Genomic DNA, 23,823 nt, shown 5'->3' with positions numbered 1-23,823 from the left:
GGGATGCGCCCAAGCATCCGTTTATGGGAGGAGAACAAGCAATGCCCAAAGACAGTGGCATCGGAGCCAGTTCCAAGCGCCGCGAGGACGTGCGCTTTTTGACCGGAGCGGGCAATTACACCGACGACATCAATATCCGCGGTCAGGCCTATGTGTATTTTCTGCGATCCGACATCGCGCATGGCCGGATCAAAAGCATCGACACGTCCGCCGCCGAGTCCATGCCCGGCATAGTCCGGGTGTTTACCGGCAAGGATTTCGAAGGCGTGGGCGGCATGCCCTGCGGTTGGGAGGTCACCGACAAGCACGGCGCGCCCATGCAGGAACCGCCGCACCCGATCCTTGCGCAAGGCAAGGTGCGCCATGTGGGCGACCCGATCGCGGCCGTCGTGGCCGACAGCCTGGAACAGGCCCGCGACGCGGCCGAGGCCATCGACGTCGACATCGAGGAACTGCCCGCCGTTCTGGACATGAAAGCCGCCGCCGAAGAGGGCGCGCCGCTAGTCCATGACGATCTGAAAAACAACATCTGCTATGACTGGCAGCTGGGCGAGGCCGACGATGCCAAGGTGAACGAGGTGTTCGCCAATGCGGCGCATGTCACCACCTTGGAACTGGTGAACAACCGTCTGGTCGCCAACCCGATGGAGCCGCGCGTGGCCGTGGCGGAATACAGCCGGGGCACGGATGAATACACGCTCTATACCACCTCGCAGAACCCGCATGTGATCCGACTGCTGATGTGTGCCTTCGTGCTGGGCTTGCCCGAGCACAAGGTCCGCGTCGTGGCTCCGGATGTGGGTGGCGGTTTTGGCACCAAGATCTTCCACTACGCAGAAGAGGCGTTCTGCACCTTCGCCGCCAAGGCCTGCAACCGCCCGGTCAAGTGGACGGCCAGCAGGTCCGAGGCGTTCATGTCGGATGCACAGGGACGCGACCATGTCAGCAAGATCGAGCTGGCGCTGGATGCCGACAACAATTTTGTCGGGTTGCGGACAAATACTTTTGCCAATCTGGGCGCGTATCTGTCGACGTTTTCCAGCTCGGTGCCGACCTGGCTGCACGGGACGCTGATGGCGGGCAACTACAAGACGCCGGTCATTCAGGTGAATGTGCGGGCGATGTTCACCAACACCGTGCCAGTGGATGCCTATCGCGGTGCAGGCCGCCCCGAGGCGACCTATCAGCTGGAGCGCGTGATCGACAAAGCCGCGCGCGAGCTGGGTGTCGATCCGGTGGCGCTGCGGCGGCAGAACTTCATCACGCAGTTCCCCTATGACACGCCGGTGGCGCTGACCTATGACACCGGCGACTACAACGGCACCATGGACAAGCTGGAACAGGCCGCCGATTTCGCCGGCTTCCCGGCACGTCGCGCCGAAAGCGAGGCGCGGGGCAAGCTGCGCGGCCTGGGCGTGAACTGCTATATCGAGGCCTGCGGCATCGCGCCCTCGAACATCGTGGGGATGCTGGGTGCGCGTGCGGGCCTGTATGACGCCGCAACCGTGCGGGTGAACGCCACCGGCTCTATCAGCGTCATGGTCGGGGCGCACAGCCACGGGCAGGGGCACGAGACGGCCTTTCCGCAGGTCGTGGCCGACATGATCGGCATCGACGAGTCGATGGTTGAAATCGTGCACGGCGATACCTCGAAGATCCCGTTCGGCATGGGCACCTATGGCTCGCGCTCGCTGGCGGTCTGTGGATCGGCGATGGTCAAGGCGACCGAGAAGGTGATCGACAAGGCCAAGAAGATCGCGGCGCACCTGCTGGAGGCGTCCGAGGCCGATATCGAGCTGAAGGATGGCCAGTTCACCGTGGCCGGCACCGACAAGTCGGTGGCCTGGGGCGATGTGACCCTGACGGCCTATGTTCCGCACAACTTCCCGCTGGAGGTCGAGCCGGGCCTGGAAGAGACTGCGTTCTATGATCCGGCCAACTTTACCTTCCCGGCCGGCGCCTATGCCTGCGAGGTCGAAGTTGACCCCGAGACCGGACAGGTGACCATCGAACGGTTCACCGCGGCGGATGATTTCGGCAACATCATCAACCCGATGATCGTTGACGGTCAGGTGCATGGCGGCATCGGACAGGGGATCGGTCAGGCCTTGCTGGAGAACTGCGTCTATGACGAAAACGGCCAGCTGCTGAGCGCGTCCTTCATGGACTATGCCATGCCGCGGGCCGATGACGTGCCGTTCTATACCGTCGATCATTCCAGCCAGACGCCATGCACGCACAACCCGCTGGGCGTGAAGGGCTGCGGCGAGGCCGGGGCGATTGGATCGCCGCCTGCGGTGGTCAATGCCGTGATCGATGCGCTGCAATCGGGCGGCAAGGCGGTGGACCACATCGATATGCCGGTCAGCCCGTCGCGTGTTTGGGCGGCGATGAACAGCTGAGTGGAGAGGTTGGTGTGCGAGGGGCCAGCCCCTCGCGCTTCCTGGTCAATCAAATGCCAGTTGAAGGGCGGTTCCGCGCCTTTCGGAAAGGAAAAGCGAAATGTACAATTTCGAGTTCAAGAACCCCTCGACCATTGCTGATGCGGTTGCCGCGTTGGCGGGAGAGGATGCACAGGCGTTGGGGGGCGGTCAGACCCTGATCCCGACGATGAAGCAAAGACTGGCCTCACCCGCGACGCTGGTGAACCTGGGTGCCATTCCCGAGTTGAAGGGCGTCTGCATCGAAGATGATGGGTCGATTTCGATTGGAGCGGCGACCACGCATGCCACGGTAGCAGCAGAAGTTGCGGGCAAGTATCCCGCGCTGGCTGATCTGGCGGGGCATATCGGTGATCCTGCCGTTCGCAACAGAGGCACGATAGGCGGGTCACTGGCCAACAACGATCCGGCGGCCTGCTACCCCGCAGCTGCATTGGGGTCAGGCGCGACCATTCGTACGAATGCGCGCGAAATCGCCGCGGATGACTTCTTTCAGGGCATGTTCACGACAGCGCTGGACGAGGGCGAGCTGATCACGACGGTCCGGTTCCCGGTACCGCAGGCAGCGAGTTACCAGAAGTTTCTGCAGCCTGCCTCGCGCTTTGCGCTGGTGGGTGTTTTCCTTGCCCGCTTCGCGGACGGGGTGCGCGTTGCCGTGACCGGAGCCAGCGAAGACGGCGTGTTCCGTTGGAGCGAAGCCGAGCAGGCGCTGAGCAAGGAATTCCGGCCCGATGCCCTTATGGATCTTCGGGTCAACCCGATGAACATGATCGGAGATCTGCACGGCAGCAAAGACTACCGCGCGCACTTGGTGGGTGTCATGACCCGGCGGGCGGTTCAAGCCTGCATGTAACGCGGTCGCGGTGACTGCTTTGGGCCCCGGACGTGTTCCGGGGCCTATTTCTTTTTCGCGACACGCGGAAGCCTTTTGGGCTGCCAGTAGGCTCCGGCATCCTCGCGCGCTTTCTGATAGTCCTGAACCCGGTGATAAGCCGCGTCGCCCTTGACTGCGAAAAGGTGGCTTAGAAGAACCTCGAGAACGGCCATCGCTCCGGAGAAGCTGGAGAACTGGTGCTGTGATCGGGTGCTGACGGTCAGCCTCACGTCCGCCTCGACCCCCGGAGCAATGACATCGCTGTCGGCCAGCAGTATAACGCGCATACCCTTTTCCCGGGCAAACCGGATGGCACGTATCGTGTCGGCCGAATAGGGATGAACGGTGATTGCGAACAGGCAGTCGGTTTCGCCCGCGCTCAGAAGGTCGTCGATGGCCGATCCCATATGCCTTGGGATCAATTGCATTCCCGGGTGGGCCATACGTCCGGCGTAGTGGAAGTAATAGGCCAAGGCATAGCTTGCGCGGGTTGCGGTGACCAAGCACTGGGGAGCATCGGACATCAGGGTGACTGCGGATCTGACCTTGACCGGATCCAGCTGGCGCAACGAACGTGACACTACGTTCATTTCGTTGCGGGCATAACTGGCCTGTGCCGACGCAAAGGCATCGCCGGCATTCAACTGGGTCAGCCAATCCCGGCTGAGGCGGTCTTCGCTGTCTGTCACTAGATCCCTGCGGAAAGGGCGGCGAAAGGCTTCGAAGCCATCAAAACCAAGATGCTGCGCCAGCCGAACGATCACGTTTGTGCTGACGCCGATCTTTTCGGCAGACACGCGGATGGAGTCGATTCCGAAATCGCCCGGATGGTCGATGATGTATTTTGTTGCGGCCTGCAATTGGGCCGGCAAATGGTCGATCTCTCGGCGCAGCCGATCCATCAGGTGGTGGGTTGAGGGTGTCATGATGGGAGAAAAACAAATGTTATGATTATTACAAGGGAAAAACATCCTCACACGAGCTAAGCACGCAAGAAACCGATAGGATGATTCAATGTCTGACACACAGGCTTCGTCGCTTCCGTATGTTTTGGTCGCACCGAACGGTGCGCGACGCAGTCATGCGGATCACCCCGCCTTGCCGGTTTCGACCGGTGAGATTGTGGAGACGGCCATTGCCTGCCACGCGGCCGGGGCAAACGGGTTGCACCTGCATGTCAGGGATGGGCAGGGCGCGCATTCTCTGGATGCAGGGCGCTATCGGGAGGCTATGGCCGAGCTTGCCCGAACCGTGCCAACGATGGATGTTCAGATCACGACCGAGGCCACCGGTATCTTTGACGTTTCTGCGCAGTTGGAGTGCCTGCAGCAGGTGGCCCCGAAATGGGCCTCGATCTCGGTTCGCGAAATTGCGCGCGCGCCCGATCTGGCCCCGCGGGTCTATGCGCTGTGTGCGGAACAGGGAACTCGGGTGCAGCATATCCTCTACGATTCGACGGATGCGGATCTGTTGGAGCGATGGCAGTCGGATGGGATCGTCCGGCGCGAGCAGGAAGACCGCTTGCTGGTGCTGGGACGCTATGCCACCGGGCAGGAATCCCAACCGGCGGACCTCGAGGCCTTTCCCGCTGCTCGTACGCCTTGGATGGTTTGTGCGTTCGGGCGTCTGGAACACGCCTGTCTGGCCGCTGCGGCCGCTCGTGGCGGCGATGTCAGGGTCGGTTTTGAGAACAGCCTGACGAACTCGGATGGAACCCGATGGACGGACAACGCGGCCTCGGTTGCGGTTTTGATCGCTTTGCTGAAAGGACAATGATATGAGCCATGTTTTTCCGCGCCACACCAAGGCGGAATTGCCGGTCGCTGTCGGCGGTGATGGGTGTTATTTGATCGACGCGCAGGGCAAACGGTATCTCGACTGTGGGGATGCGGCCGTGTCGTGCCTGGGACATTCAAACCCGGCAGTGATCCACGCGGTACAGGAGCAGGTTCAGAAGATCGCTTTTGCCCATACTGGTTTCATGACCTCGGAACCAGCCGAAGCCCTGGCAGATCTGCTGATCCAGCACGCGCCCGGATCGTTGGACCGGGTCTATTTCGTGTCCGGCGGGTCCGAGGCGACCGAGGCCGCGATCAAGCTGGCGCGCCAGTACTTCCTTGAAATCGGGCAGCCCGAGCGGTCTCGGGTTATCGCACGGCGGCAGAGCTATCATGGCAATACGCTGGGCGCGCTTTCAGCGGGCGGAAATGCATGGCGACGAGTCCAATTCGCACCAATGCTGATCGAGATGAGCCATATCGCGCCCTGCTACGAATACGCCGAAAAGCCCGAAGGCGAGAGCAGCTATGGCTATGGCCAACGCGTGGCGAACGAGCTTGAGGTGGAGATCCAGCGGCTGGGGCCCGAGACCGTGATGGCGTTTATGGCGGAACCGGTGGTCGGGGCCACGTTGGGCGCCGTCCCCGCGGTCGAGGGGTATTTCAAGCGGATCCGCGAAATCTGTGATCAATACGGCGTGTTGTTGATCCTGGACGAGGTCATGTGCGGCATGGGCCGAACCGGCCATCTGTTTGCCTGCGACCACGATGGGGTGACGCCGGATATTCTTTGCGTCGCCAAAGGCTTGGGGGCTGGCTATCAACCCATCGGTGCCACGCTGTGCACGGATCGGATTTATGACGCCATCCGAAATGGCTCGGGCTTCTTCCAGCACGGCCATACCTATGTCGGACACCCGGTGGCCACGGCTGCAGCCCTCGCTGTTGTGACAGAACTTACCTCGCGCGATTTGCCGGCCCGTGCCCGCAACATGGGTGACAAACTGCAAGCCAAACTCGAAGCGGCCTTTGGCCAGCATCCCAATGTCGGGGACATCCGTGGTCGCGGCCTGTTCCGAGGCATCGAACTGGTGGCTGACAGAGATACGCGCGAACCGTTTGACCCGGCCCGGGGGGTGGCGGCCAAGATCAAGAAAGCCGCCGTCGAAGCGGGGTTGATCTGCTATCCGATGTCCGGAACACGCGACGGCAGAAGAGGCGACCATGTGCTTCTAGCCCCGCCATTCATCATCGAAGAGCCGCAGTTGGACGAACTGGTGGACAAGTTGTCGGTTGCGATTTCCAAAGCAATCTGACACGCCGTCCTAACCTTGACCCGCAAATAAAAAAGCTCCCTCGAACGAGGGAGCTTTGGTCACTCGGATCCAAGTGCCGTCACTTCTGGGGAAGCGGTCCGATCATCATGATCATCTGGCGGCCTTCCATCTTCGGCATGTTTTCGATCTTGCCGATTTCCTTGACGTCTTCCGCCACGCGCTCAAGCAGTTCGCGTCCCAGGTTCTGGTGCGCCATTTCCCGGCCGCGGAAGCGCAGGGTCACTTTGACCTTGTCGCCATTCTCGAGAAACTTGAAAACGTTCCGCATCTTGACGTCGTAATCATGCGTATCGGTGTTGGGCCGGAACTTGACCTCTTTCACCTCGATGATCTTCTGTTTCTTGCGGGCTTCGCTTTCGCGTTTCTGCTGCTCGTACTTGAACTTGCCAAAGTCCATGATCTTGCAGACCGGTGGATTCGCGTTGGGCGAGATCTCGACCAGATCAAGACCGGCATCGGCTGCCATCTGCATGGCCTTGGCGGGATGAACCACCCCGACATTCTCACCTTCGGCGCCGATCAGGCGAATTTCGGGGGCACGGATCTTTTCATTGACGCGCGGGCCGGTATCACGTTGTGGCGGCGCGTTGTGAGGTCTGCGGGCTATGGGTTCATTCCTTTGATAATTGCCGATTTCCGAGCCGGGAACTTAAACTGAGACGAAGGTTCTTTCAAGCGCCATATAGGTGCTATGACACGAAATTCGCACGTGTCGACGCGGTGCTCGGGCCGGCGGAACGGGCGTTCGCCGGCCCGGATCTCGGCTCAGCCGACAAAGGCTTTTTCGATCACGAATTCCTTGGGGTCCGAGTTCGCACCCTCGCGCAGGCCGAATTCTTCAAGAATGGCCTTGATGTCGTGGTTGAAGGCCAGGCTGCCGCAGACCATGGCGCGGTCGGTCTCGGGCTTGATGCCGCCCTCGATGCCCAGATCCTTGAAGACAGTTCCGTCCTTCAGCAGGTCGGTGATCCGGCCCATCTTGGGGCTCTGTTCGCGGGTGGTGGTCGGGTAATAGCGGATCTTGTCGGCGAAACCTTCGCCGATCAGTTCGGCCAGCAACTCGTCCTTGCGGATGTTCTCGATCAGCTGGCGGCCATATTCCAGTTCCGCCACTTCGCGGCAGGTGTGGGTGATGATGACCTCGTCGTAATCCTCGTAGGTCTGCGGCTCGCGCAGCAGCGAGGCAAAGGGGGCAAACCCGGTTCCGGTGGCAAAGAACCACAGACGCTTGCCCGGCAGCAGGGCATCATGCACCAGCGTCCCCACCGGTTTGGGCCGCAGAATGATCTGATCGCCGGGCTGGATGTGCTGCAGTTTCGAGGTCAGCGGGCCGTCCTGAACTTTGATCGAATAGAATTCCAGTTCCTCGTCCCACGACGGCGACGCGATCGAATAGGCGCGCAGCAACGGTTTTCCATTGTCGCCCAAAAGGCCGATCATAACGAATTCGCCCGAGCGGAAGCGCAGCGATTGCGGACGCGTGACCTTGAACGAAAACAGGCGGTCGGTCCAGTGTTTCACTTCCAGAACGGTCTGGGCGTCCGGCAGGACGGGGGCCTTCACGGCGGTTGCTTCGGTCACGGGCTTCATCTCTGTCATCGTTTCACTACCGGTCTGTTAAACCGGCATCTCCGTTTAAGCTTTGATCCAGGTCAGGAAAAGGGGGCAGATTGCCCCGATCGTCGCGTCAGCCGCGCAGGCGGGCCTGATAATCGTGGTCCTGCCAGTTGGCGCGGGCCAGCCATTGGTCCTCGGGCTGGCGGGCGGCAAGGTCTGCGTCAATCTCGACTTCATCGAAGCCGCTGCGCCTAGCCATCGCGTATTGGTCGGCCAACACGTGTCCTTTAGCGCGCAGGCGGCCTTCATAGCCCTTCAGGCGCAGCGTACGGGCAATGGTAAAGCCTCGGCCATCGGCAAAGGACGGAAAGTCGACGCGCACCATGCGCGTGTTTCCAAGCCGTTCGAACAATTCGTCGGGGTCCGTATCCGAGGTGACGTCCAGTGCGATCACATCGTTTGCGGCATCCTCAAGGGTGACAAATCCGTCGGTCCAATCATCAGGGGCAAAGCCCCGGTCATTCACGATCACGTTCATGTTTTCTCTCCGCTGCGTACCATTTTGCCGTCGACGAAATGGATGCCGCATTCTTCCTTGTTCTGATCGCGCCAGCGTCCGGCGCGGGGATCTTCGCCATCCTTCACCGGCGAGGTGCAGGGCGCACAGCCGATCGAGGGATAGCCCTTTGCCACCAACGGATGCCGGGGCAGGCGGTTTTCTTCCATGTAGGCGCGCACGTCCTGAGGCGCCCAATGCGCCAGAGGGTTCACCTTGATCCGGCCGGTGCCGTCCTCGACCTCGAAGAACTCGAGCGCGGCGCGGGTACCGGATTGGAACCGCTTGCGCCCGGTAATCCAGCCTTCATAGCCCGCCAAGGCCCGCTGCAAAGGGAAGGTCTTGCGCAGGTTGCAGCAGGCATCCATGTCGCGCAGCCGCAGTGCGCCATAGGGGTCTTCGTGCTGAATATCCTCATCATCCGCGCGGATGATCTGGACGTTCTTCAGACCCAGACGCTCGCTGACCTCATGTTGATATTCCAGCGTCTCGGTAAACAGCATCATCGTGTCGATGAACAGGACCGGCGTGGCCTTGTCGACCACGGCAGCCATGTGCAGCAACACCACCGACTCGGCACCAAAGCTGGAGACCAGCGCCAGGTTGCCCGCCTCCTCAAGCGCACCATGCATGACGTCATGTGCGCTGTGGTGGCGAAACCGGGCGTTTAGCGCCTCGACCTTTTCGGTCAGTTCGCGTCGTTCCCGGCCCAGTTCCGCCTGGATCAGGTCAAGCGGCATTGGCCCGCGCCTCGGGGTAGAGGGCCGCCTTGAACGGCGCCATTCCAACACGGCGGTAGGTTTCCAAAAAGGTCTCCTCGGCGCTTGCGCGCTGTTCCAGATAAGTTTCCACGATCCGTTCGACCGCGGGCACGATCTCGTCATAGGCAAAGCCCGGACCGGTGCGGTCGCCGATGGCGGCCGTTTCGGTGGCGTCTCCGCCCAGCGTGATCTGGTAGTTCTCGACGCCCGCGCGATCCAAGCCCAGGATGCCGATGTGACCCACGTGGTGATGCCCGCAGGCGTTGATGCAGCCCGAGATCTTGATCTTCAGGTGGCCGATGTCGTGCTCCAGCTTCAGCTCGTCGAACCGGGTCGCGATCTGCTGCGCCACCGGGATCGAGCGGGCCGTCGCCAGCGCGCAATAGTCCATGCCGGGGCAGGCGATGATGTCGCTGATCAGACCGATATTCGCGGTGGCCAGGCTGTGCTCTTTCAGCTTGGCATGGATCGCGGGCAGGTCCGATTTGTGGACATGCGGCAGGATCACATTCTGCTCGTGGCTGATGCGCAGTTCGTCATAGGCGTATTGCTCGGCCAGATCGGCCATCACGCGCATCTGCTCGGCGGTTGCATCACCCGGCGTCTGGCCGTGCTTCTTGATCGAGATCGTGACGATCGCGTGATCCGCCTGCTTGTGCGGCGCGATGTTGGTGTCGATCCACGAGCGGAATACCGGGTCGTTCGAATAGGCGCTCTCGAATGCCGCGACTGAGCCTTCGCGGAAGGCGGGCGGGGCGAAATGCGCCTTGATCTGATCCAGCAGCGCCATGTCGGCGCCCTTGAACTGCGGGCGGACCTGCAGGAAGCGTTCGTTGACCTTGGCGCGGATCGCGTCGATGCCGTGTTCATGCACGGTGATCTTGATGCGCGCCTTGTACTTGTTGTCCCGCCGGCCGATCTGGTTCCAGACCGAAACGGTGGCCTCCAGATAGGCCAGAAGGTCGTCAAAGGCGACGAAATCAGACAGCTCCTTGCCGATCATCGGCGTGCGGCCCAGACCGCCGCCGACCAGAACGCGGGCGCCCAGAAAGCCGTCGCGCTCGACCAGTTGCAGACCGATGTCATGGGCCTTGATCACGGCGCGGTCATGCTCGGACCCGGTGATGGCGATCTTGAACTTGCGCGGCATGAACTGAAATTCCGGGTGGTCGGTGGACCACTGGCGCAGCAGCTCGGCATAGGGGCGCGGGTCGGCGACCTCATCCGCGGCAGCACCGGAGAAATGGTCGGCGGTCACGTTGCGGATGGTGTTGCCGCTGGTTTGGATCGCATGCAGGCCGACCTCGGCCAGCGCGTCCAGTATGTCGGGCACGTCGCGCAGCTTGGGCCAGTTGTACTGGATGTTCTGGCGCGTGGTGAAATGGCCGTAGCCCTTGTCCCACTTTTCGGCCAGCAGGGCCAGTTGGCGCATCTGGGCGCTGTTGAGCGTGCCATAGGGGATCGCAACCCGCAGCATGTAGGCGTGCAGTTGCAGATACAGGCCGTTCATCAGGCGCAGGGGCTTGAACTCGTCCTCGGTCAGCGAGCCGTTGATGCGGCGTTCGACCTGGGCGCGGAACTGTGCGTTGCGCTCGGCCAGGAATGCTTTGTCAAACTCGGAGTAGCGGTACATCTTTGGCTGTCCTTTGTTGCAGCCCCGGATCCGGGGCCTTTTTACGGGGAGAGAGGGGCCTGAGGTCAGACCCGGGGCTGCGGGGAAGATTCCTGTTTGCCGTGGGCATAGTTGGACGGACCAGTCCGGCGGAAGTCTTCCCGAAAATGGGTGGGTTCAGGACCGTTTTCGCCTGCAACGACATCGGCGAGATAGGCACCTACGATCTTGTCGACTTGCTTCTGGGCATCCAGAAGACGCAGCTGAGCGTGCGCTTCGTCGGTGATCAGTTCGGCCTCGCGCAGATCGCGCGACCAACGGTCATCGGCGGTCAGATAGATCACGTCGCCTTCCAGCAGGTCATTTGCGGTAACGACTTTGGGGGTAAAAGCGCGGGCCATCAGGCAAGCTCCTTGTTGAATTCGGTGACGGCTTTGGCCGCGTCGCGCGGGGCCAGGCCATAGAATGTGAGTGCAGGGCCGTCGAGGCCGGCAGCGGCGAGGTCTGCAGGCAGTTGATCCAGCGTCGTGGCGACAACGCGCTGATCAGGTCGCGAGGCATTTTCGACCAACGTGACCGGCGTGGCGCGATCGGCGCCGTGCATGATCAGGCGTCCTTGAATGAAGCGGGCGGATTTCTTGCCCATGTAGATGGCTGCAACCGACCCCGGACGGGCCAGCGCAGCCCAGTCGTGATCGGCAAAGCCCTCCATGTCGTGCCCGGTCAGAAACCGGACCGAGGAGTTTCGGCCGCGTCGGGTCAGGCTTTGGCCAATTCCGGCCACCGCCGCCGAGGCAGCCGTAATGCCAGGAACGATCGTCCACGGGATACCGGCGGCGTCCAGCGCATCGATCTCTTCGTCCAGCCGGCCGAAGAGGGTCGCGTCACCGGATTTGAGGCGAACGACCCGCTGTCCCTTGAGTGCGTAGTCAACCAGCAATGCGTTGATGTCACTCTGCTCCCAGGACGGACCAAAGCCGGCCTTGCCCACGTCGACCAGCCGGGCGTTCTGGCCGGCCAATTGCAAAACCTCTGGGCTGATCAGGCGATCATGCAAAACAACGTCGGCCCGCTGGAATGCGGACAGGGCCTTGAGAGTCAGCAATTCAGGATCACCGGGTCCTGCGCCGACAAAGTCGACCTGTCCCGTTTGTCCTTTTGTCTGCGTGGCCTTCATTGGGTAGCCCTGGCTGTTGTTTGACTTGGCCCTCAATATAGGAAATATTCCCGTCCAGATGCCATATTGCCGATCAAATAAGGACAGGCGTTCTGAAATGCGCGGCAGGCGGAACATGGGTTTTCATTCGGAAGGAAAATTGGAATGTCGGTTCGAATAGACGACACGGATCGGAAAATTCTGGCCGAGCTGCAGCGAGACGCCAGTCAATCGCTGGACGAAATCGCGGCCAAAGTGGGCAGTTCAAAGACACCCGTTTGGAATCGGATCCGCAAGATGAAGGGGGCCGGAATCATCGGTCAACAGACCGTTCTGCTGGACGCAGAGGCGCTGGGTTTCGAGGCGACGTTCTTTGTTCTGATACGAACCTCCGAGCATGAGGCGGACTGGCAACGCAAGTTCCTGCAGGCCCTGCGTGATCGTCCCGAAGTTCAAGAGGCGCACCGCCTGGCTGGCGACATCGACTACATTCTGAAAGTTCGGGTCAGGAACGCACGGGCCTACGATGCTTTTTACCAGGCGCTGATCTCGGAGGTGCGCGTGCACAACGTCACCGCGCTGTTGTCGATGGAAGAAATCAAGTCGACCACCATGCTGCCCCTGAACGCCCTGGCCGACACCTGATCGACGCTCAGGCTTGGACCAAAAGTCGTGTCAGCCCGTGGAAATGGTACGTGTTGGCATATTCCGGGGATTCGGCCAGTCGCAGGCCCGGACAGCGGTCAAAAAGAATCGGCAGAGCAATCCGCATTTCCAGCCGGGCCAGCGGGGCGCCGACGCAGAAATGCAAACCACCGCCAAAGCTCGTGTTGGCCTGAATGCTGCGGGTGGGGTCAAAGTTGTCCGGGTCGGTCCAGACGTCCGGGTCACGGTTGGCGGCCCCAAGCATCAACGCCACCTGATCGCCGCGGGCAAACTGATTGCCAAAAACCTCGACGTCCTCATAGGCATAGCGCGTGAACATATGTAGCGGCGGGTCGAAGCGCAGGATCTCCTCGACCGTCATGTCGATTGTGTCCGGGCTCAGGGCATCAGGGGTGGTTCCGGACTCCAAAAGTGTTTTGACGCCGTTGCCCAGCGAATGAACGGTTGCCTCATGGCCGGCGTTCAACAATAGGATGCAGGTAGCGATCAACTCGTCGCGTGACAGTTTCTCGCCGTCTTCTTCTGCCGTGATCAAACGGGTGATCAGATCATCTTTCGGTTCGGATCGGCGGTGAGAGACGTAGTCGTTCAGAAATGCCGAGAACTCGGCGGCGGCCTGTGCTGCCTGATCTTCGGTCTCGCGGGTGCGACTGGCCTGATACATGGCGACCATGGCGTGGGACCACTGCAACAACTGCGGTGCCATGCTTTCGGGTACACCCAGCAACCGGCAGATCGTGATCACAGGAACCTGCGTGCAATAGGCATCCAGAATGTCGAATGGAGCATCGGGGAACGCGTCGATCAGGTTGTGACACAGCCTTTCGATGTCCGGTGCGAGCGCTCCGATTGCCCGCGAGGTAAAGGCGCGCAGAACCAGAGCGCGTAGGCGGGTATGGCGCGGAGGTTCGGCTTCGAGCAGCGAATGCGCTTCGACCGTCAGCCACGGCGCAAGGTGATCGGGGCCTTTTGTGGCCATCTCTGACGGTACTTCGCGTCCGAAACGCCGATCGCGCAAAAGCGCCTGAACCGCCGCGTGAGACATCGCCGCGGGCATGTCGTAGTCCTGCCAGTACACCAGGTCACCCTGATCGCGCGCTGCCCGATAGAAAGGGTAGGGGTTTTGAACAAATTCGGGCTCGGTCGGAGATTGGTGCACGGTCTTCATGCGGCGCAGACTTGCCATGCGGCGCTGTGAATGCAAGACCCTGTTTCATGCAAAGAGTTTGGGTCACGATTGGTTTCCTGTTCGCGGTCGCGCTGTTGTCGGCAGCCGTCTGGTCTTATGGGTACCGGCAGGCGCTCTCTCAGCTTAGCGAGAAGGCCGAGGCCGATCTGGAGTTGGCGTCGGATCGTCTGAGCACTCAGTTGCAGGTCTATCAGGAACTTGCGGTGCTGATGGCCGAGCATCCCGCACTGCGGGCGTTGGACACCAGCGACCGGCGGCGGGCGGCGCAGGCGCTTCTGCTGGAGGTCGCGGACAAGACCTCGGCTGTGGATGTACTTTATGCGGACAAGACCGGGCGCGTTCTGGCCGCTGCGCGGGACGTGGTGAACGGCAACATGGCCGATCAGCCCGCGTTTCAACGCGCGCTACACGGCGCTCTTGGCAGTTCGCACGGGGTTTTGCGCGACACTGGAAACCGGATCTATTCCTATGCGGCGCCTGCGTTTTCCAAAGATGGTCAGGTAACCGGTGCCCTGATGGTCATCGCGGATGTCGAAGACGTTGAAAGCACGTGGCGCGGCAGTACCGAGGCGGTGTTCTTCGTGGATCGTGCTGGCACGGTCTTCATTTCCAACCGGTCCGAACTGCTGTTCTGGCAACGTCCGCCGGGCCAGATCGGCTTGCAGCCTGCTGATGGCAAGCCGGGCGCGTTTTCGTCTACGCGCATGGGCCCGCACGAACTATGGTCGATCGGCTGGAGCCCGTACCTTCCGGATCGTGCCCTGCACCTGACCCGCGATCTGCCGGTAATCGGAATGACCGGCGAAGTCTTGATGGATGTGACGCCGGCACGACGGCTGGCCGGACTGCAGGCTGCCGCGGTCGCGGCGATCTGCCTAGCCTTTGGCGCGTTGCTGTTTTTGGCGACCGAGCGGAGGCGTACGTTGGCCGAAGCCAATTCGGTGCTGGAGAGCCGGGTGGCCCAGCGGACCCGCGCGTTGACGGCCGCCAACGTGGCTCTGCGCCGCGAGGTGGCCGAGCGGCAAGAGGCCGAAGCGGCGTTGAAACGCGCGCAGGACGATCTGGTTCAGGCCGGCAAGCTGAGCGCTCTGGGGAAAATGTCGGCGGGCATCAGCCACGAATTGAATCAGCCGCTGATGGCGATCCGGCAATACGCCGACAATGGCACGGCCCTTCTGGCGCAGGGCAAGCCCGAAAAGGCCCGCGAAAACCTGGGACGAATCTCGGACATGGCTGCCCGTATGGCACGCATTATCAAGAACTTGCGCGCTTTTGCCCGCAATGAGAGCGAGCCGATGGGCAAGGTCGATCTGGTTCAGGTGCTCAATACGGCCGTCGAACTGACTGACGGTCGGTTGCGCTCGGACGGGGTCACGTTGATCTGGCAGCCGCCCAATGCACCTGTCTTTGCCTGGGGTGGAGAGGTGCGGCTGGTGCAGGTCTTCGTCAATCTGATCACCAATGCCGCCGACGCGATGACAGGTCGCGAAACCCGAAGCCTGACGATCACGCTGACCCGTGGCGAGCGGTTGATGGTCGCGGTGCGTGATACCGGCCCGGGCATTCAGGATCCCGATCGCGTTTTTGAGCCGTTCTACACGACCAAAACCGTTGGCTCATCCGAGGGAATGGGCCTTGGCCTTTCGATCTCATACGGTCTGGTCCAGAGTTTCGGAGGAGAGATACGCGGCGCGAACATGCCCGACGGAGCAGAATTCACCGTCGAGTTGGAACCATTTGAGAAGGAAGCCGCGGCATGATCCGAACGGTTCTATTGGTCGATGATGACGCCGCCGTGCGCGAGGCGCTGGCCCAGACTCTGGAACTTGCGGACTATTCCGTAATTCCCGCTGGATCCTTTGTGGCTGCCAAAGACCATATCCGGGACGATTTCCCAGGTGTGATTGTCTCGGATATTCGGATGCCGGGACGGGATGGGTTTCATCTTCTGTCCTATGCCCGCGAGGTCGACTCGGAGTTGCCGGTCGTTCTGCTGACCGGCGAGGGCGACATACCGATGGCGGTGCAGGCTATGGGGCAGGGCGCGTTCGACTTTCTTGAGAAGCCCTGCGCCGCCGCCGATCTGCTTGCGGTTCTCAGCCGTGCATTTGCCGCGCGCAGTCAGGTATTGGACCACCGGGCAGCCAAGCGCGAACTGGAGAAGGGCGATCCTGCGGCCCGCTTGTTGTTCGGTTTGTCACCGCAGGCTGATGCCTTGCGGAACAGGGTGCGCAGCGTTGCCCCAACTCAGGCCGAAGTTCTGGTCACCGGACCGCCCGGCAGCGGCATTTCGAAAGTCGCCGAAGTCATCCATTTGATGTCACCCCGCGCGCAGGGGCCGTTCGTCAAGCGCCCGGCGTCAGGTCTGGGAGCGGATGCCCTGCAGGCGATATGCAAGGATGCGGCAGCCGGATCGTTGTTTCTGGATGAAGTCTCGGCCATGCCCGAGGCGACGCAATATGCGGCCCTGGAGATGATCGAAAACGGGCCCGGGGTCCGCATCATCGCCGGAACAACCGCGGATCTGGCCGAGATGGCGGCCGAGGGTCGGTTCAACGCAGATTTGTTCTATCGGTTGGACGTGATGCGGGTGCGCGTACCGTCTTTGGCTGAACGCCCCGAGGACATCCCGGTGATCTTTCGCCACTACGTCGCCCAGGCGGCCGAGCAGGCCGGGATCGCGGTACCTGATGTCTCGTCCGAACACTTGGCGTCATTGATGGCACGGGACTGGCCCGGCAACGCGCGTTCACTGATGTCAGCTGCGATGCGTTTTGTTCTGGGGATGCCCGAGGATGTTGCCGCCGCGGCCGATCTTGGGCTGAACGAACAGATGGCGCGCGTTGAACGCTCGTTGCTGATTGCGGCCTTGGGTCGTCACAACGGAAGGGCGTCGGATGCGGCCAAGTCCCTGAAACTGCCGCGTAAGACGTTCTACGACAAATTGGCCCGCTACGGCATACGCCCTGAAGACTATCGGCGCTGACGCGGAACGATTCGCCCGATGATTCGATGTATGTGCGGTTTTTCGCACACTCGGGCATTTGGGTGTGCGGTTTCCCGCACAAATGTCTGCGATAACAAAATACTCATTGCGGATGTTCTATTTAAGCCAATGAAAAGTAATTAGAAAATCTGTCTTCTACCAGCCGTTCTCGAATTGTTGAACGGTGACTGACGATTCGTTTCACTCTTGCGCATCCGGCATCCCCATGGATGTCAAAGGAAGTTTCTTTGGAAGTCTGGGAGGAAAAGACAGATGAAATTCCTGGCAACAGCCGCCACCGCGCTTGCGCTTTCCGTTACCGCAACAGCGGGCTTCGCTGCCTGTGACGATGGCGAGATCGTCGTCAAGTTCGCACATGTGACGAACACCGACAAACACCCCAAGGGCATCGCCGCATCGCTGCTCGAGCAGCGCGTGAATGACGAGATGAACGGCGTCATGTGCATGGAGGTCTATCCGAACTCGACCTTGTACAACGACGACAAGGTGCTCGAGGCGATGCTGCAGGGCGACGTGCAACTGGCTGCCCCATCGCTGTCGAAGTTCGAGAAATTCACCAAGCAGTTCCGCCTGTTCGACCTGCCGTTCATGTTCAAGAACATCGACGCGGTTGATGCGTTCCAGGCCTCGGCGGATGGCCAGGCAATGAAAGACAGCATGCAGCGCCGCGGCCTGCAGGGTCTTGCGTTCTGGCACAACGGCATGAAGCAGATGTCGGCCAACAAGCCGCTGATCGATCCTTCGGACGCCAATGGCTTGAAATTCCGCGTTCAGTCTTCGGACGTGCTGGTTGCGCAGATGGAAGCCATCGGCGGTAGCCCGCAGAAAATGGCTTTCTCGGAGGTCTATGGTGCTCTGCAGCAGGGCGTTGTGGACGGTCAGGAGAACACGTGGTCGAACATCTACGGCAAGAAGTTCTTCGAAGTGCAGGATGGCATCACCGAAACCAACCACGGCATCATCGACTATCTGGTCGTGACTTCGGTCGACTGGCTGGACAGCCTGGATCCGGAAGTGCGCGAGCAGTTCCTGACGATCCTGGCCGAGGTGACCGAAGAGCGCAACAAAGAGGCGTTTGCCGTCAACGAAACGGCCAAGCAGGCCATCATCGACGCGGGCGGAACGATCCGCGAGCTGACACCCGAGCAGCGTCAGGCCTGGGTTGATGCGATGAAGCCGGTTTGGGACAAGTTCTCCGGTGACGTCGGTCAGGACAAGATCGACGCCGCTCAGGCGATCAACGCCGGGTTCTGATCCGACACGCAGGTGTGCTCCGACGGTCGCAAGCCCGCCGGAGCACATACCAGGCGGGCCTGACCGCGCCCGCCACTTCGATAAATCAACAAAAATGGGGACAGAAAGATGTCTGGTGCGAAAACCGGCCCCGGTGGGCTGGTCGACCGAATCGAAGAAACCCTGATCGCGTTGCTTCTTGGCCTGATGACGGCCGTGACCTTTGCCAACGTGATTGCGCGTTTCGTCTTCAACTCCAACATCCTTTGGGCGCTAGAGCTGACCGTATTCACGTTCGGATGGCTGGTATTGCTGGGGGCGTCCTACGCCGTCAAGAAACACGCGCATCTGGGTGTGGATGCCATCCTGAATATGCTGCCTCCGGCACCGCGCAGGGTATTGGCACTGATCGCGGTGGGGTGCTGCCTCGTATTCTCGCTGCTGCTGCTGAAGGGGTCCTACGACTACTGGGCGGTTTTTGCCGACCTGCCTCCGACCTCTGGACGCTGGTTCCCCACGGGCTTTGATTTCGACGCTCGTAGTCAGAGCTTCTACGAGGTGGACGACATCCCCATGGTCGCGCCGCTACGGTTCCTCGAAGACCTCATTAACTATGGCGAGTACTACGAGAAGCTGCCCAAGGTCGTGCCGTATTTCGTTCTGCCGCTGTCGATGCTGCTGCTGGTGATCCGCTTTGCCCAGGCAGGGCTGCAGATCCTGCGCGGTGAGGCCGACCGTATTGTCGCAAGCCACGAGGTTGAGGACGAGATCGAAGAAGTCCGGGCCCTTAAGGGAGAACACGACTGATGGATGTAGTACTACTTTTTGCCATGGTCGTGGGCCTGCTGCTGATCGGCGTTCCGATCGCAGTTGCCCTTGGGCTGAGCTCGACCCTGTTTCTGCTGATCTACTCGGACAGCTCGCTGGCTTCGGTTGCCGGGACCCTGTTCGAGGCGTTCGAGGGCCACTTTACCCTGCTGGCCATCCCGTTCTTCATCCTTGCCTCGTCCTTCATGACGACCGGAGGGGTGGCACGGCGGATCATTCGGTTCTCGATCGCCTGCGTTGGTCACCTGCCTGGCGGTCTGGCAATCGCGGGCGTGTTCGCATGTATGCTGTTCGCCGCGCTGTCAGGATCGTCCCCTGCCACCGTTGTTGCGATCGGTTCGATCGTGATCGCCGGTATGCGGCAGGTCGGCTATTCCAAGGAATTCGCAGCGGGCGTGATCTGTAACGCCGGTACGCTGGGTATCCTGATCCCGCCGTCGATCGTCATGGTTGTCTACGCGGCAGCGGTCGAAGTCTCGGTCGGCAGGATGTTCTTGGCCGGTGTCATTCCGGGTCTCATGGCCGGGTTCATGCTGATGGTCACAATCTATGTGATGGCCAAGGTCAAGAACCTGCCGAAAGGTGATTGGAAAGGCTGGGGCGAGATATTCGCGTCGGCACGCGAGGCCGGTTGGGGTCTGTTCCTGATCGTCATCATCCTGGGCGGCATCTACGGCGGTATCTTCACACCGACCGAAGCGGCGGCGGTCGCGGCTGTATACGCCTTCTTTATCGCCAGCTTCGTCTACAAAGACATGGGGCCACTCAGCACCCAGGACGGTGAGCAAAACCTCTCGCTTGCGAAAAAGCCGCTGGCGCTGATCACGGCCTTTTTCCACCCCGACACCAAGCATACGCTGTTTGAGGCTGGCAAGCTGACGGTCACCCTGCTTTTCGTCATCGCCAACGCGCTGATCCTCAAGCATGTTCTGACCGATGAGCAGGTGCCGCAACACATTGCCGGCGCAATGCTGTCGGCAGGTCTGGGGCCGATCACTTTCCTGATCGTGGTCAACGTGATCCTTCTGATCGGCGGTCAGTTCATGGAGCCTTCGGGCCTGCTGGTCATCGTGGCGCCGCTGGTGTTTCCGATTGCCATCGAACTGGGCATCGACCCGATCCATCTGGGCATCATCATGGTGGTGAACATGGAAATCGGGATGATCACGCCTCCGGTCGGTCTGAACCTGTTCGTTACGTCGGGCGTCGCGGGAATGCCGATGATGGCCGTCGTGCGCGCAGCACTGCCGTTCCTGGCCGTTCTGTTCGTTTTCCTGATCATGATCACGTATATCCCGTGGCTGTCGACGGTGTTGCCAAACACCTTCATGGGCCCCGAGATCATTACGAACTAGACGATTGCGTTCGATCCGAACCGGGCAACCGGTTCGGATCACTTTTGCGCGGCCGGCCGGCATCTGACGGGCCGTCTCGCTGAGTGGCCGGGCTTGAACTCACCACCGGTTCTTCCCACATAGTGACCGAGGACGACCTCCCCACCATGGGTGATCATTCGGGACGACCCGAAGTTGATAGAGGTGTACCCGATGTCCTGGATCTTTCTACTTTTTGCCGGTTTGCTGGAAATCGTCTGGGCAGTTGCCATGAAGCAGTCTGCTGGATTCACGCGGCTCTGGCCGACCGTTGTCATGGGGGGCGCGATGGTCGGTTCGTTCGGTTTGCTGGCCCTGGCCATACGTTCCTTGCCGCTGGGAACCGCCTACGTGCTGTGGACGGGTATTGGCGCGGTCGGTGCGTTCTTGGTTGGTGTGATGTTTTTGGGCGAGGCACTGACCCCGCTTCGCGTCATCGCAGCGACGCTGATCGTGTCCGGCATGGTCGCAATGAAACTTGCGTGACTGGCACGTTATTGACGCAGTCACCCGCGGTGGGCAGGCTGGAACCACCCTGATCACCGCAACCAACGAGTGCCGAAACATGCTGACCGATGATGACAAGCGCCTGATGCGCGTTGCCTACCAAGAAGCCAAAGCCGGTTTCGATGAGGGCGGTTGCCCGATCGGATCTGTACTGGCTCGAAACGGCACGATCATCTCGCAGGGCCGAAACCAAAGGGTTCAGCAGGGTGATCCGATCGCCCATGGCGAGATGGATGCGCTGCGCAAGGCCGGGCGGCAGAAGACGTACCGAGATACCGTTCTGTATACCACCCTGTCTCCGTGCATGATGTGCGCCGGAACGATTGTTCAGTTCGGCATCCCGCGCGTGGTCATCGGTGACACGAAAAACTTCGGCGGCAACGAAGATTTCCTGCGCGATCGCGGGGTCGAGGTTGTTTTGGCCGAAGACCCGGACTGCATCGCCCTGATGCGCAGGTTCGTGACCGAACAGCCCGAGCTTTGGGCCGAGGACATCGCGGACTGAGCGTACGTGAACCGGTCAGGCCTGTTCCAGCGCGGAAATGATGCCCGAAAAATCGCGTGCCTTCAGGCTTGCACCGCCGACCAGCGCGCCGTCCACGTTGGACACTCCGAAAATCTCCGACGCGTTGTCCGGCTTGACCGAACCGCCATAGAGCAAACGAACCGACCGGCCGACACCTTCGCCAAATCGCCGTTCAAGTCTGGCGCGAATGAAATCGTGGACTTCGCCGATTTCTTCCAAAGTAGGAACCTTGCCGGTGCCGATGGCCCAGATCGGTTCATAAGCCACGACGAGGTTCTCTCCGGTGGCAAGGTCCGGGATCGATCCGGACAACTGTCCGCCAATGATGTCGAGCGTATTGGCCGCTTCGCGCTGTTCAAGACTTTCTCCGACGCAGATGATTGCTGTCAGGCCCGCGTTCATGGCCGCCCGGGCCTTGGCGCGGATGTCGTCGTCTTTCTCGCCGTGGTCTTCGCGCCGTTCCGAATGCCCAACGATTACGCTGGTCGCGCCGGCGTCTTTGAGCATCTCGGCGCTCAGATCACCCGTATGGGCGCCCGAAACCTCGGCGTGGCAATCCTGTCCGCCGATGGCGACGCCCGAGCCTTGCACGGCTTGTGCGGCACGGTGGATCAGAGTTGCCGGTGGGCAGATCAGAATATCGACCGTCGGAGAAGGGTGCGTTGCAGTCAGCGTCTCCAACTCGGACAGAGCAGTCCCGGTTCCGTTCATTTTCCAGTTTCCGGCTGCCAGTCTGCGTCGCATAGCGGGGTCTCCGTGATCTTTCGTGCGTTTCTATCCAGTTAGCACCCGGATCAAGGTCTGACAATTGCGCTTGGGCGGCCGCACGCGGGCGAGTCGCGTCACGGATCGATCTGGGTGGACTCAACCAGACGGCGCCGGCGGCAGTTCACTTGCCCACAAACGGTGCAGGCTTGGCGTGACTCAGCGCTGTTCGGCCAGGTTTTCGTCGAACTTGATCGACTCGCCGCAGCCACAGGCATCGACGACATTGGGATTTTTGAACTTGAACCCAGATTCCAGCAGCGAGACCTCGTAGTCGATCTCGGTTCCGAACAGAAACATCTGAGCCATCGGAGCGATCATGACCCGCGCCCCATCCTGTTCGACCACTTCGTCATGCGGATCCGGTTGATCGACATACTCCATGGTATATTCCATACCGGCGCAGCCACCTTTCTTGACGCCAATCCGCAGACCGGCATGGCCGCCCGACGTCATCAGGCGGAGGATTTGCTCTGCAGCTTTGGGCGTCATCGTCACGGCCTGTTTGCCGGGAATGCCGAACATCGTCGTCTCCATTTTCGCGCGTTATCCCTAATCTAAGGCCGCAAGGGCCCGGGCTCAAGAGAGTGCGGTGCCACAAGTTTGCTCCTCGCGGGTTTTGACCGTACCGTACGGGTAAAGGCAGGGTTTGCCGATGAGATCGAATTGACAGCAGAACAAGGTGGGTTTCGATGATTTTGCGGATTTCAAATAAGGTTGGCTTTTGCCGGCAGGTTGCGTTTTTGGCTCTTCTGTTGGCCGGCAGTGCCGTTCATGCCGAGGGCGATCACAAGCGGCACCCGGTGAATTGCTCGACCGCCGAAGGTGACCTGCGTGCAATTGCGGCGGAAAAGAAACATGCCGAGGATCAGCAGGCGGAAAGTGTGGTCGCGATCACGCCAGCCGGGGCGCTGCTTGGATTGATCTCTGGAACAGAACAGAAGCGGTTGCAGATGCTGTCGGGTGACTATGTCAAGAAACTGGACGACCGCGCCGCCGAGATCAAAGCGCAGTGCAACGTGAAGTAAGTGCACCTCAGCGAGTAAAATAGGGCCGCTCTCGGGCAAGAACGGCCCAGTATTGCAGAGCCTCGGCAGGGGGGCGGTAGACGCTCCAACGTGGTCGCCATTGACTGCTGGAGCGATATTTGAGTTGCCGAGTTCCTGTGACGGGTCCGACTGCGAAGCCCGCGTTGTAGTTGTTGCGCATCAACGTAACGGTTCGACGACCGATCCGTGACAACTGGGTTTCAGGTTTGTGACGTTTCCCGCGCGTTCAGCGCGGCAGGCCCTTACATGAAGCCAAGTTCCAGCCGGGCTTCGTCGGACATCATCTCCATGCCCCAGGGTGGTTCCCAGGTCAGTTCGACATCCACCTCCTTGACCCCGGCAACGGGCTCGATGGCCTCGACGATCCAGCCCGGCATGTCACCGGCCACCGGGCAGCCCGGAGCGGTCAGGGTCATGATGACTTTGACTGCGTTGTCGCTGCTGATGTCGATCGTGTAGATCAGTCCAAGGTCATAGATATTGACCGGAATTTCAGGGTCATAGACGGTCCTGCAGGCCTCGACCACGGATTCGTACAGAGGGTGCTCAACGGTCGAAGGCGCAATCAGGGGCGTACCTTCAAGCTGTTCGCTGGGGTGGGTCATGAA

The 23,823-nt window shown here is 60.7% G+C and carries 24 protein-coding genes and 1 pseudogene; 13 read left to right on the top strand and 12 right to left on the bottom strand.

The features are described 5' to 3' along the window. The first annotated feature begins 41 nt into the window (after positions 1-41). Positions 42-2,402 carry a xanthine dehydrogenase family protein molybdopterin-binding subunit gene (locus ACR0NB_RS05670; protein WP_480775135.1) on the top strand — a complete coding sequence of 787 codons (2,361 nt, stop codon included), beginning with the start codon at positions 42-44 and terminating at the stop codon, positions 2,400-2,402. Positions 2,403-2,502: 100 nt separating this feature from the next. Next, on the top strand, positions 2,503-3,294 hold the full coding sequence (locus ACR0NB_RS05665; protein ID WP_480726584.1) for an FAD binding domain-containing protein: 792 nt from the start codon (positions 2,503-2,505) through the stop codon (positions 3,292-3,294). A gap of 44 nt (positions 3,295-3,338) precedes the next feature. Here ACR0NB_RS05665 and ACR0NB_RS05660 read toward each other — a convergent pair whose 3' ends face one another. After that, on the bottom strand, positions 3,339-4,241 hold the full coding sequence (locus tag ACR0NB_RS05660; RefSeq protein ID WP_170371152.1) for a MurR/RpiR family transcriptional regulator: 903 nt from the start codon (positions 4,239-4,241) through the stop codon (positions 3,339-3,341). An 88-nt stretch (positions 4,242-4,329) separates the two neighbouring features. Here ACR0NB_RS05660 and ACR0NB_RS05655 point away from each other — a divergent pair, with 88 nt between their 5' ends. Together ACR0NB_RS05655 and ACR0NB_RS05650 are read left to right on the top strand one after the other, a co-directional pair. Then, on the top strand, positions 4,330-5,091 hold the full coding sequence (locus ACR0NB_RS05655) for a beta-keto acid cleavage family enzyme (RefSeq protein WP_170368376.1): 762 nt from the start codon (positions 4,330-4,332) through the stop codon (positions 5,089-5,091). Between the two features lies 1 nt (position 5,092). After that, a complete protein-coding gene (locus tag ACR0NB_RS05650; RefSeq protein WP_480775134.1) occupies positions 5,093-6,409 on the top strand; it encodes an aspartate aminotransferase family protein in 1,317 nt (438 codons plus the stop codon). Between the two features lie 79 nt (positions 6,410-6,488). On the opposite strand, the gene infC is transcribed toward ACR0NB_RS05650, so the two are convergent. The 7 genes and pseudogenes from infC to cobA form a co-directional block, all read right to left on the bottom strand. Continuing rightward, the gene (gene infC, locus ACR0NB_RS05645) at positions 6,489-6,950 is read right to left on the bottom strand and encodes a translation initiation factor IF-3 (RefSeq protein ID WP_260066269.1); all 462 of its coding nucleotides are present in this window, start codon (positions 6,948-6,950) and stop codon (positions 6,489-6,491) included. Positions 6,951-7,195: 245 nt separating this feature from the next. After that, complete coding sequence (locus ACR0NB_RS05640; protein ID WP_170339407.1) at positions 7,196-8,029, bottom strand: ferredoxin--NADP reductase; 834 nt, start codon at positions 8,027-8,029, stop codon at positions 7,196-7,198. A gap of 88 nt (positions 8,030-8,117) precedes the next feature. Next, complete coding sequence (locus tag ACR0NB_RS05635; RefSeq protein WP_170437379.1) at positions 8,118-8,525, bottom strand: DUF934 domain-containing protein; 408 nt, start codon at positions 8,523-8,525, stop codon at positions 8,118-8,120. Next, on the bottom strand, positions 8,522-9,283 hold the full coding sequence (locus tag ACR0NB_RS05630) for a phosphoadenylyl-sulfate reductase (RefSeq protein WP_480775133.1): 762 nt from the start codon (positions 9,281-9,283) through the stop codon (positions 8,522-8,524). The genes ACR0NB_RS05635 and ACR0NB_RS05630 overlap by 4 nt, the downstream gene beginning before the upstream one ends. Then, the gene (locus ACR0NB_RS05625; RefSeq protein WP_480775132.1) at positions 9,273-10,937 is read right to left on the bottom strand and encodes a nitrite/sulfite reductase; all 1,665 of its coding nucleotides are present in this window, start codon (positions 10,935-10,937) and stop codon (positions 9,273-9,275) included. Before ACR0NB_RS05625 ends, ACR0NB_RS05630 begins: the two co-directional genes overlap by 11 nt. Positions 10,938-11,002: 65 nt before the next feature. Beyond that, positions 11,003-11,317: a DUF2849 domain-containing protein gene (locus ACR0NB_RS05620; RefSeq protein WP_093961929.1), complete on the bottom strand. Its 315-nt coding sequence runs from the start codon at positions 11,315-11,317 to the stop codon at positions 11,003-11,005. Next, positions 11,317-12,063: pseudogene (gene cobA, locus ACR0NB_RS05615) on the bottom strand (uroporphyrinogen-III C-methyltransferase); the annotation flags it as partial. The pseudogene cobA and the gene ACR0NB_RS05620, both read right to left, overlap by 1 nt. Before the next feature lie 174 nt (positions 12,064-12,237). On the opposite strand from cobA, the gene ACR0NB_RS05610 reads away from it, so the two are divergent. Further along, positions 12,238-12,717, top strand: a complete 480-nt coding sequence (locus ACR0NB_RS05610) for an Lrp/AsnC family transcriptional regulator (protein WP_093961931.1) — start codon at positions 12,238-12,240, stop codon at positions 12,715-12,717. Positions 12,718-12,724: 7 nt separating this feature from the next. Here the strand turns inward: ACR0NB_RS05610 and ACR0NB_RS05605 are convergent, their stop codons facing one another. After that, positions 12,725-13,906, bottom strand: coding sequence for a cytochrome P450 (locus ACR0NB_RS05605; RefSeq protein WP_480775626.1), 1,182 nt, complete (start codon positions 13,904-13,906; stop codon positions 12,725-12,727). A 47-nt stretch (positions 13,907-13,953) separates the two neighbouring features. Between ACR0NB_RS05605 and ACR0NB_RS05600 the strand changes: the two genes are divergently transcribed. The 7 genes from ACR0NB_RS05600 to ACR0NB_RS05570 all read left to right on the top strand — a co-directional run bounded on the left by ACR0NB_RS05600 (position 13,954) and on the right by ACR0NB_RS05570 (position 21,380). Next, positions 13,954-15,687, top strand: coding sequence for a sensor histidine kinase (locus tag ACR0NB_RS05600; protein ID WP_170389943.1), 1,734 nt, complete (start codon positions 13,954-13,956; stop codon positions 15,685-15,687). Beyond that, positions 15,684-16,913 carry a sigma-54-dependent transcriptional regulator gene (locus ACR0NB_RS05595; RefSeq protein WP_170338830.1) on the top strand — a complete coding sequence of 410 codons (1,230 nt, stop codon included), beginning with the start codon at positions 15,684-15,686 and terminating at the stop codon, positions 16,911-16,913. The genes ACR0NB_RS05600 and ACR0NB_RS05595 overlap by 4 nt, the downstream gene beginning before the upstream one ends. 273 nt (positions 16,914-17,186) lie before the next feature. Next, on the top strand, positions 17,187-18,188 hold the full coding sequence (locus ACR0NB_RS05590; protein ID WP_480775131.1) for a DctP family TRAP transporter solute-binding subunit: 1,002 nt from the start codon (positions 17,187-17,189) through the stop codon (positions 18,186-18,188). A 108-nt stretch (positions 18,189-18,296) separates the two neighbouring features. Continuing rightward, positions 18,297-18,974, top strand: a complete 678-nt coding sequence (locus ACR0NB_RS05585; RefSeq protein WP_093961935.1) for a TRAP transporter small permease — start codon at positions 18,297-18,299, stop codon at positions 18,972-18,974. Further along, a complete protein-coding gene (locus tag ACR0NB_RS05580) occupies positions 18,974-20,350 on the top strand; it encodes a TRAP transporter large permease (protein ID WP_170339394.1) in 1,377 nt (458 codons plus the stop codon). The genes ACR0NB_RS05585 and ACR0NB_RS05580 overlap by 1 nt, the downstream gene beginning before the upstream one ends. Before the next feature lie 192 nt (positions 20,351-20,542). Then, positions 20,543-20,854, top strand: a complete 312-nt coding sequence (locus tag ACR0NB_RS05575; protein WP_480775130.1) for a DMT family transporter — start codon at positions 20,543-20,545, stop codon at positions 20,852-20,854. Continuing rightward, positions 20,847-21,380, top strand: a complete 534-nt coding sequence (locus ACR0NB_RS05570; RefSeq protein ID WP_480775129.1) for a nucleoside deaminase — start codon at positions 20,847-20,849, stop codon at positions 21,378-21,380. Before ACR0NB_RS05575 ends, ACR0NB_RS05570 begins: the two co-directional genes overlap by 8 nt. Before the next feature lie 15 nt (positions 21,381-21,395). Here ACR0NB_RS05570 and tpiA read toward each other — a convergent pair whose 3' ends face one another. Continuing rightward, positions 21,396-22,145, bottom strand: coding sequence for a triose-phosphate isomerase (gene tpiA / locus ACR0NB_RS05565; protein ID WP_480775128.1), 750 nt, complete (start codon positions 22,143-22,145; stop codon positions 21,396-21,398). A gap of 180 nt (positions 22,146-22,325) precedes the next feature. Then, positions 22,326-22,691 carry a HesB/IscA family protein gene (locus ACR0NB_RS05560; RefSeq protein ID WP_170338817.1) on the bottom strand — a complete coding sequence of 122 codons (366 nt, stop codon included), beginning with the start codon at positions 22,689-22,691 and terminating at the stop codon, positions 22,326-22,328. Positions 22,692-22,909: 218 nt separating this feature from the next. On the opposite strand from ACR0NB_RS05560, the gene ACR0NB_RS05555 reads away from it, so the two are divergent. Continuing rightward, complete coding sequence (locus ACR0NB_RS05555) at positions 22,910-23,194, top strand: hypothetical protein (protein ID WP_254443195.1); 285 nt, start codon at positions 22,910-22,912, stop codon at positions 23,192-23,194. 263 nt (positions 23,195-23,457) lie between these two features. Here ACR0NB_RS05555 and ACR0NB_RS05550 read toward each other — a convergent pair whose 3' ends face one another. Further along, positions 23,458-23,820, bottom strand: coding sequence for an SUF system Fe-S cluster assembly protein (locus ACR0NB_RS05550; protein WP_170339389.1), 363 nt, complete (start codon positions 23,818-23,820; stop codon positions 23,458-23,460). Between the last annotated feature and the right edge of the window lie 3 nt (positions 23,821-23,823).

The organism is Ruegeria sp. CG3 (assembly GCF_056537205.1).
Note: the sequence above shows the minus strand (reverse complement) of the source record. Positions and strands in the feature narration are given on the sequence as shown.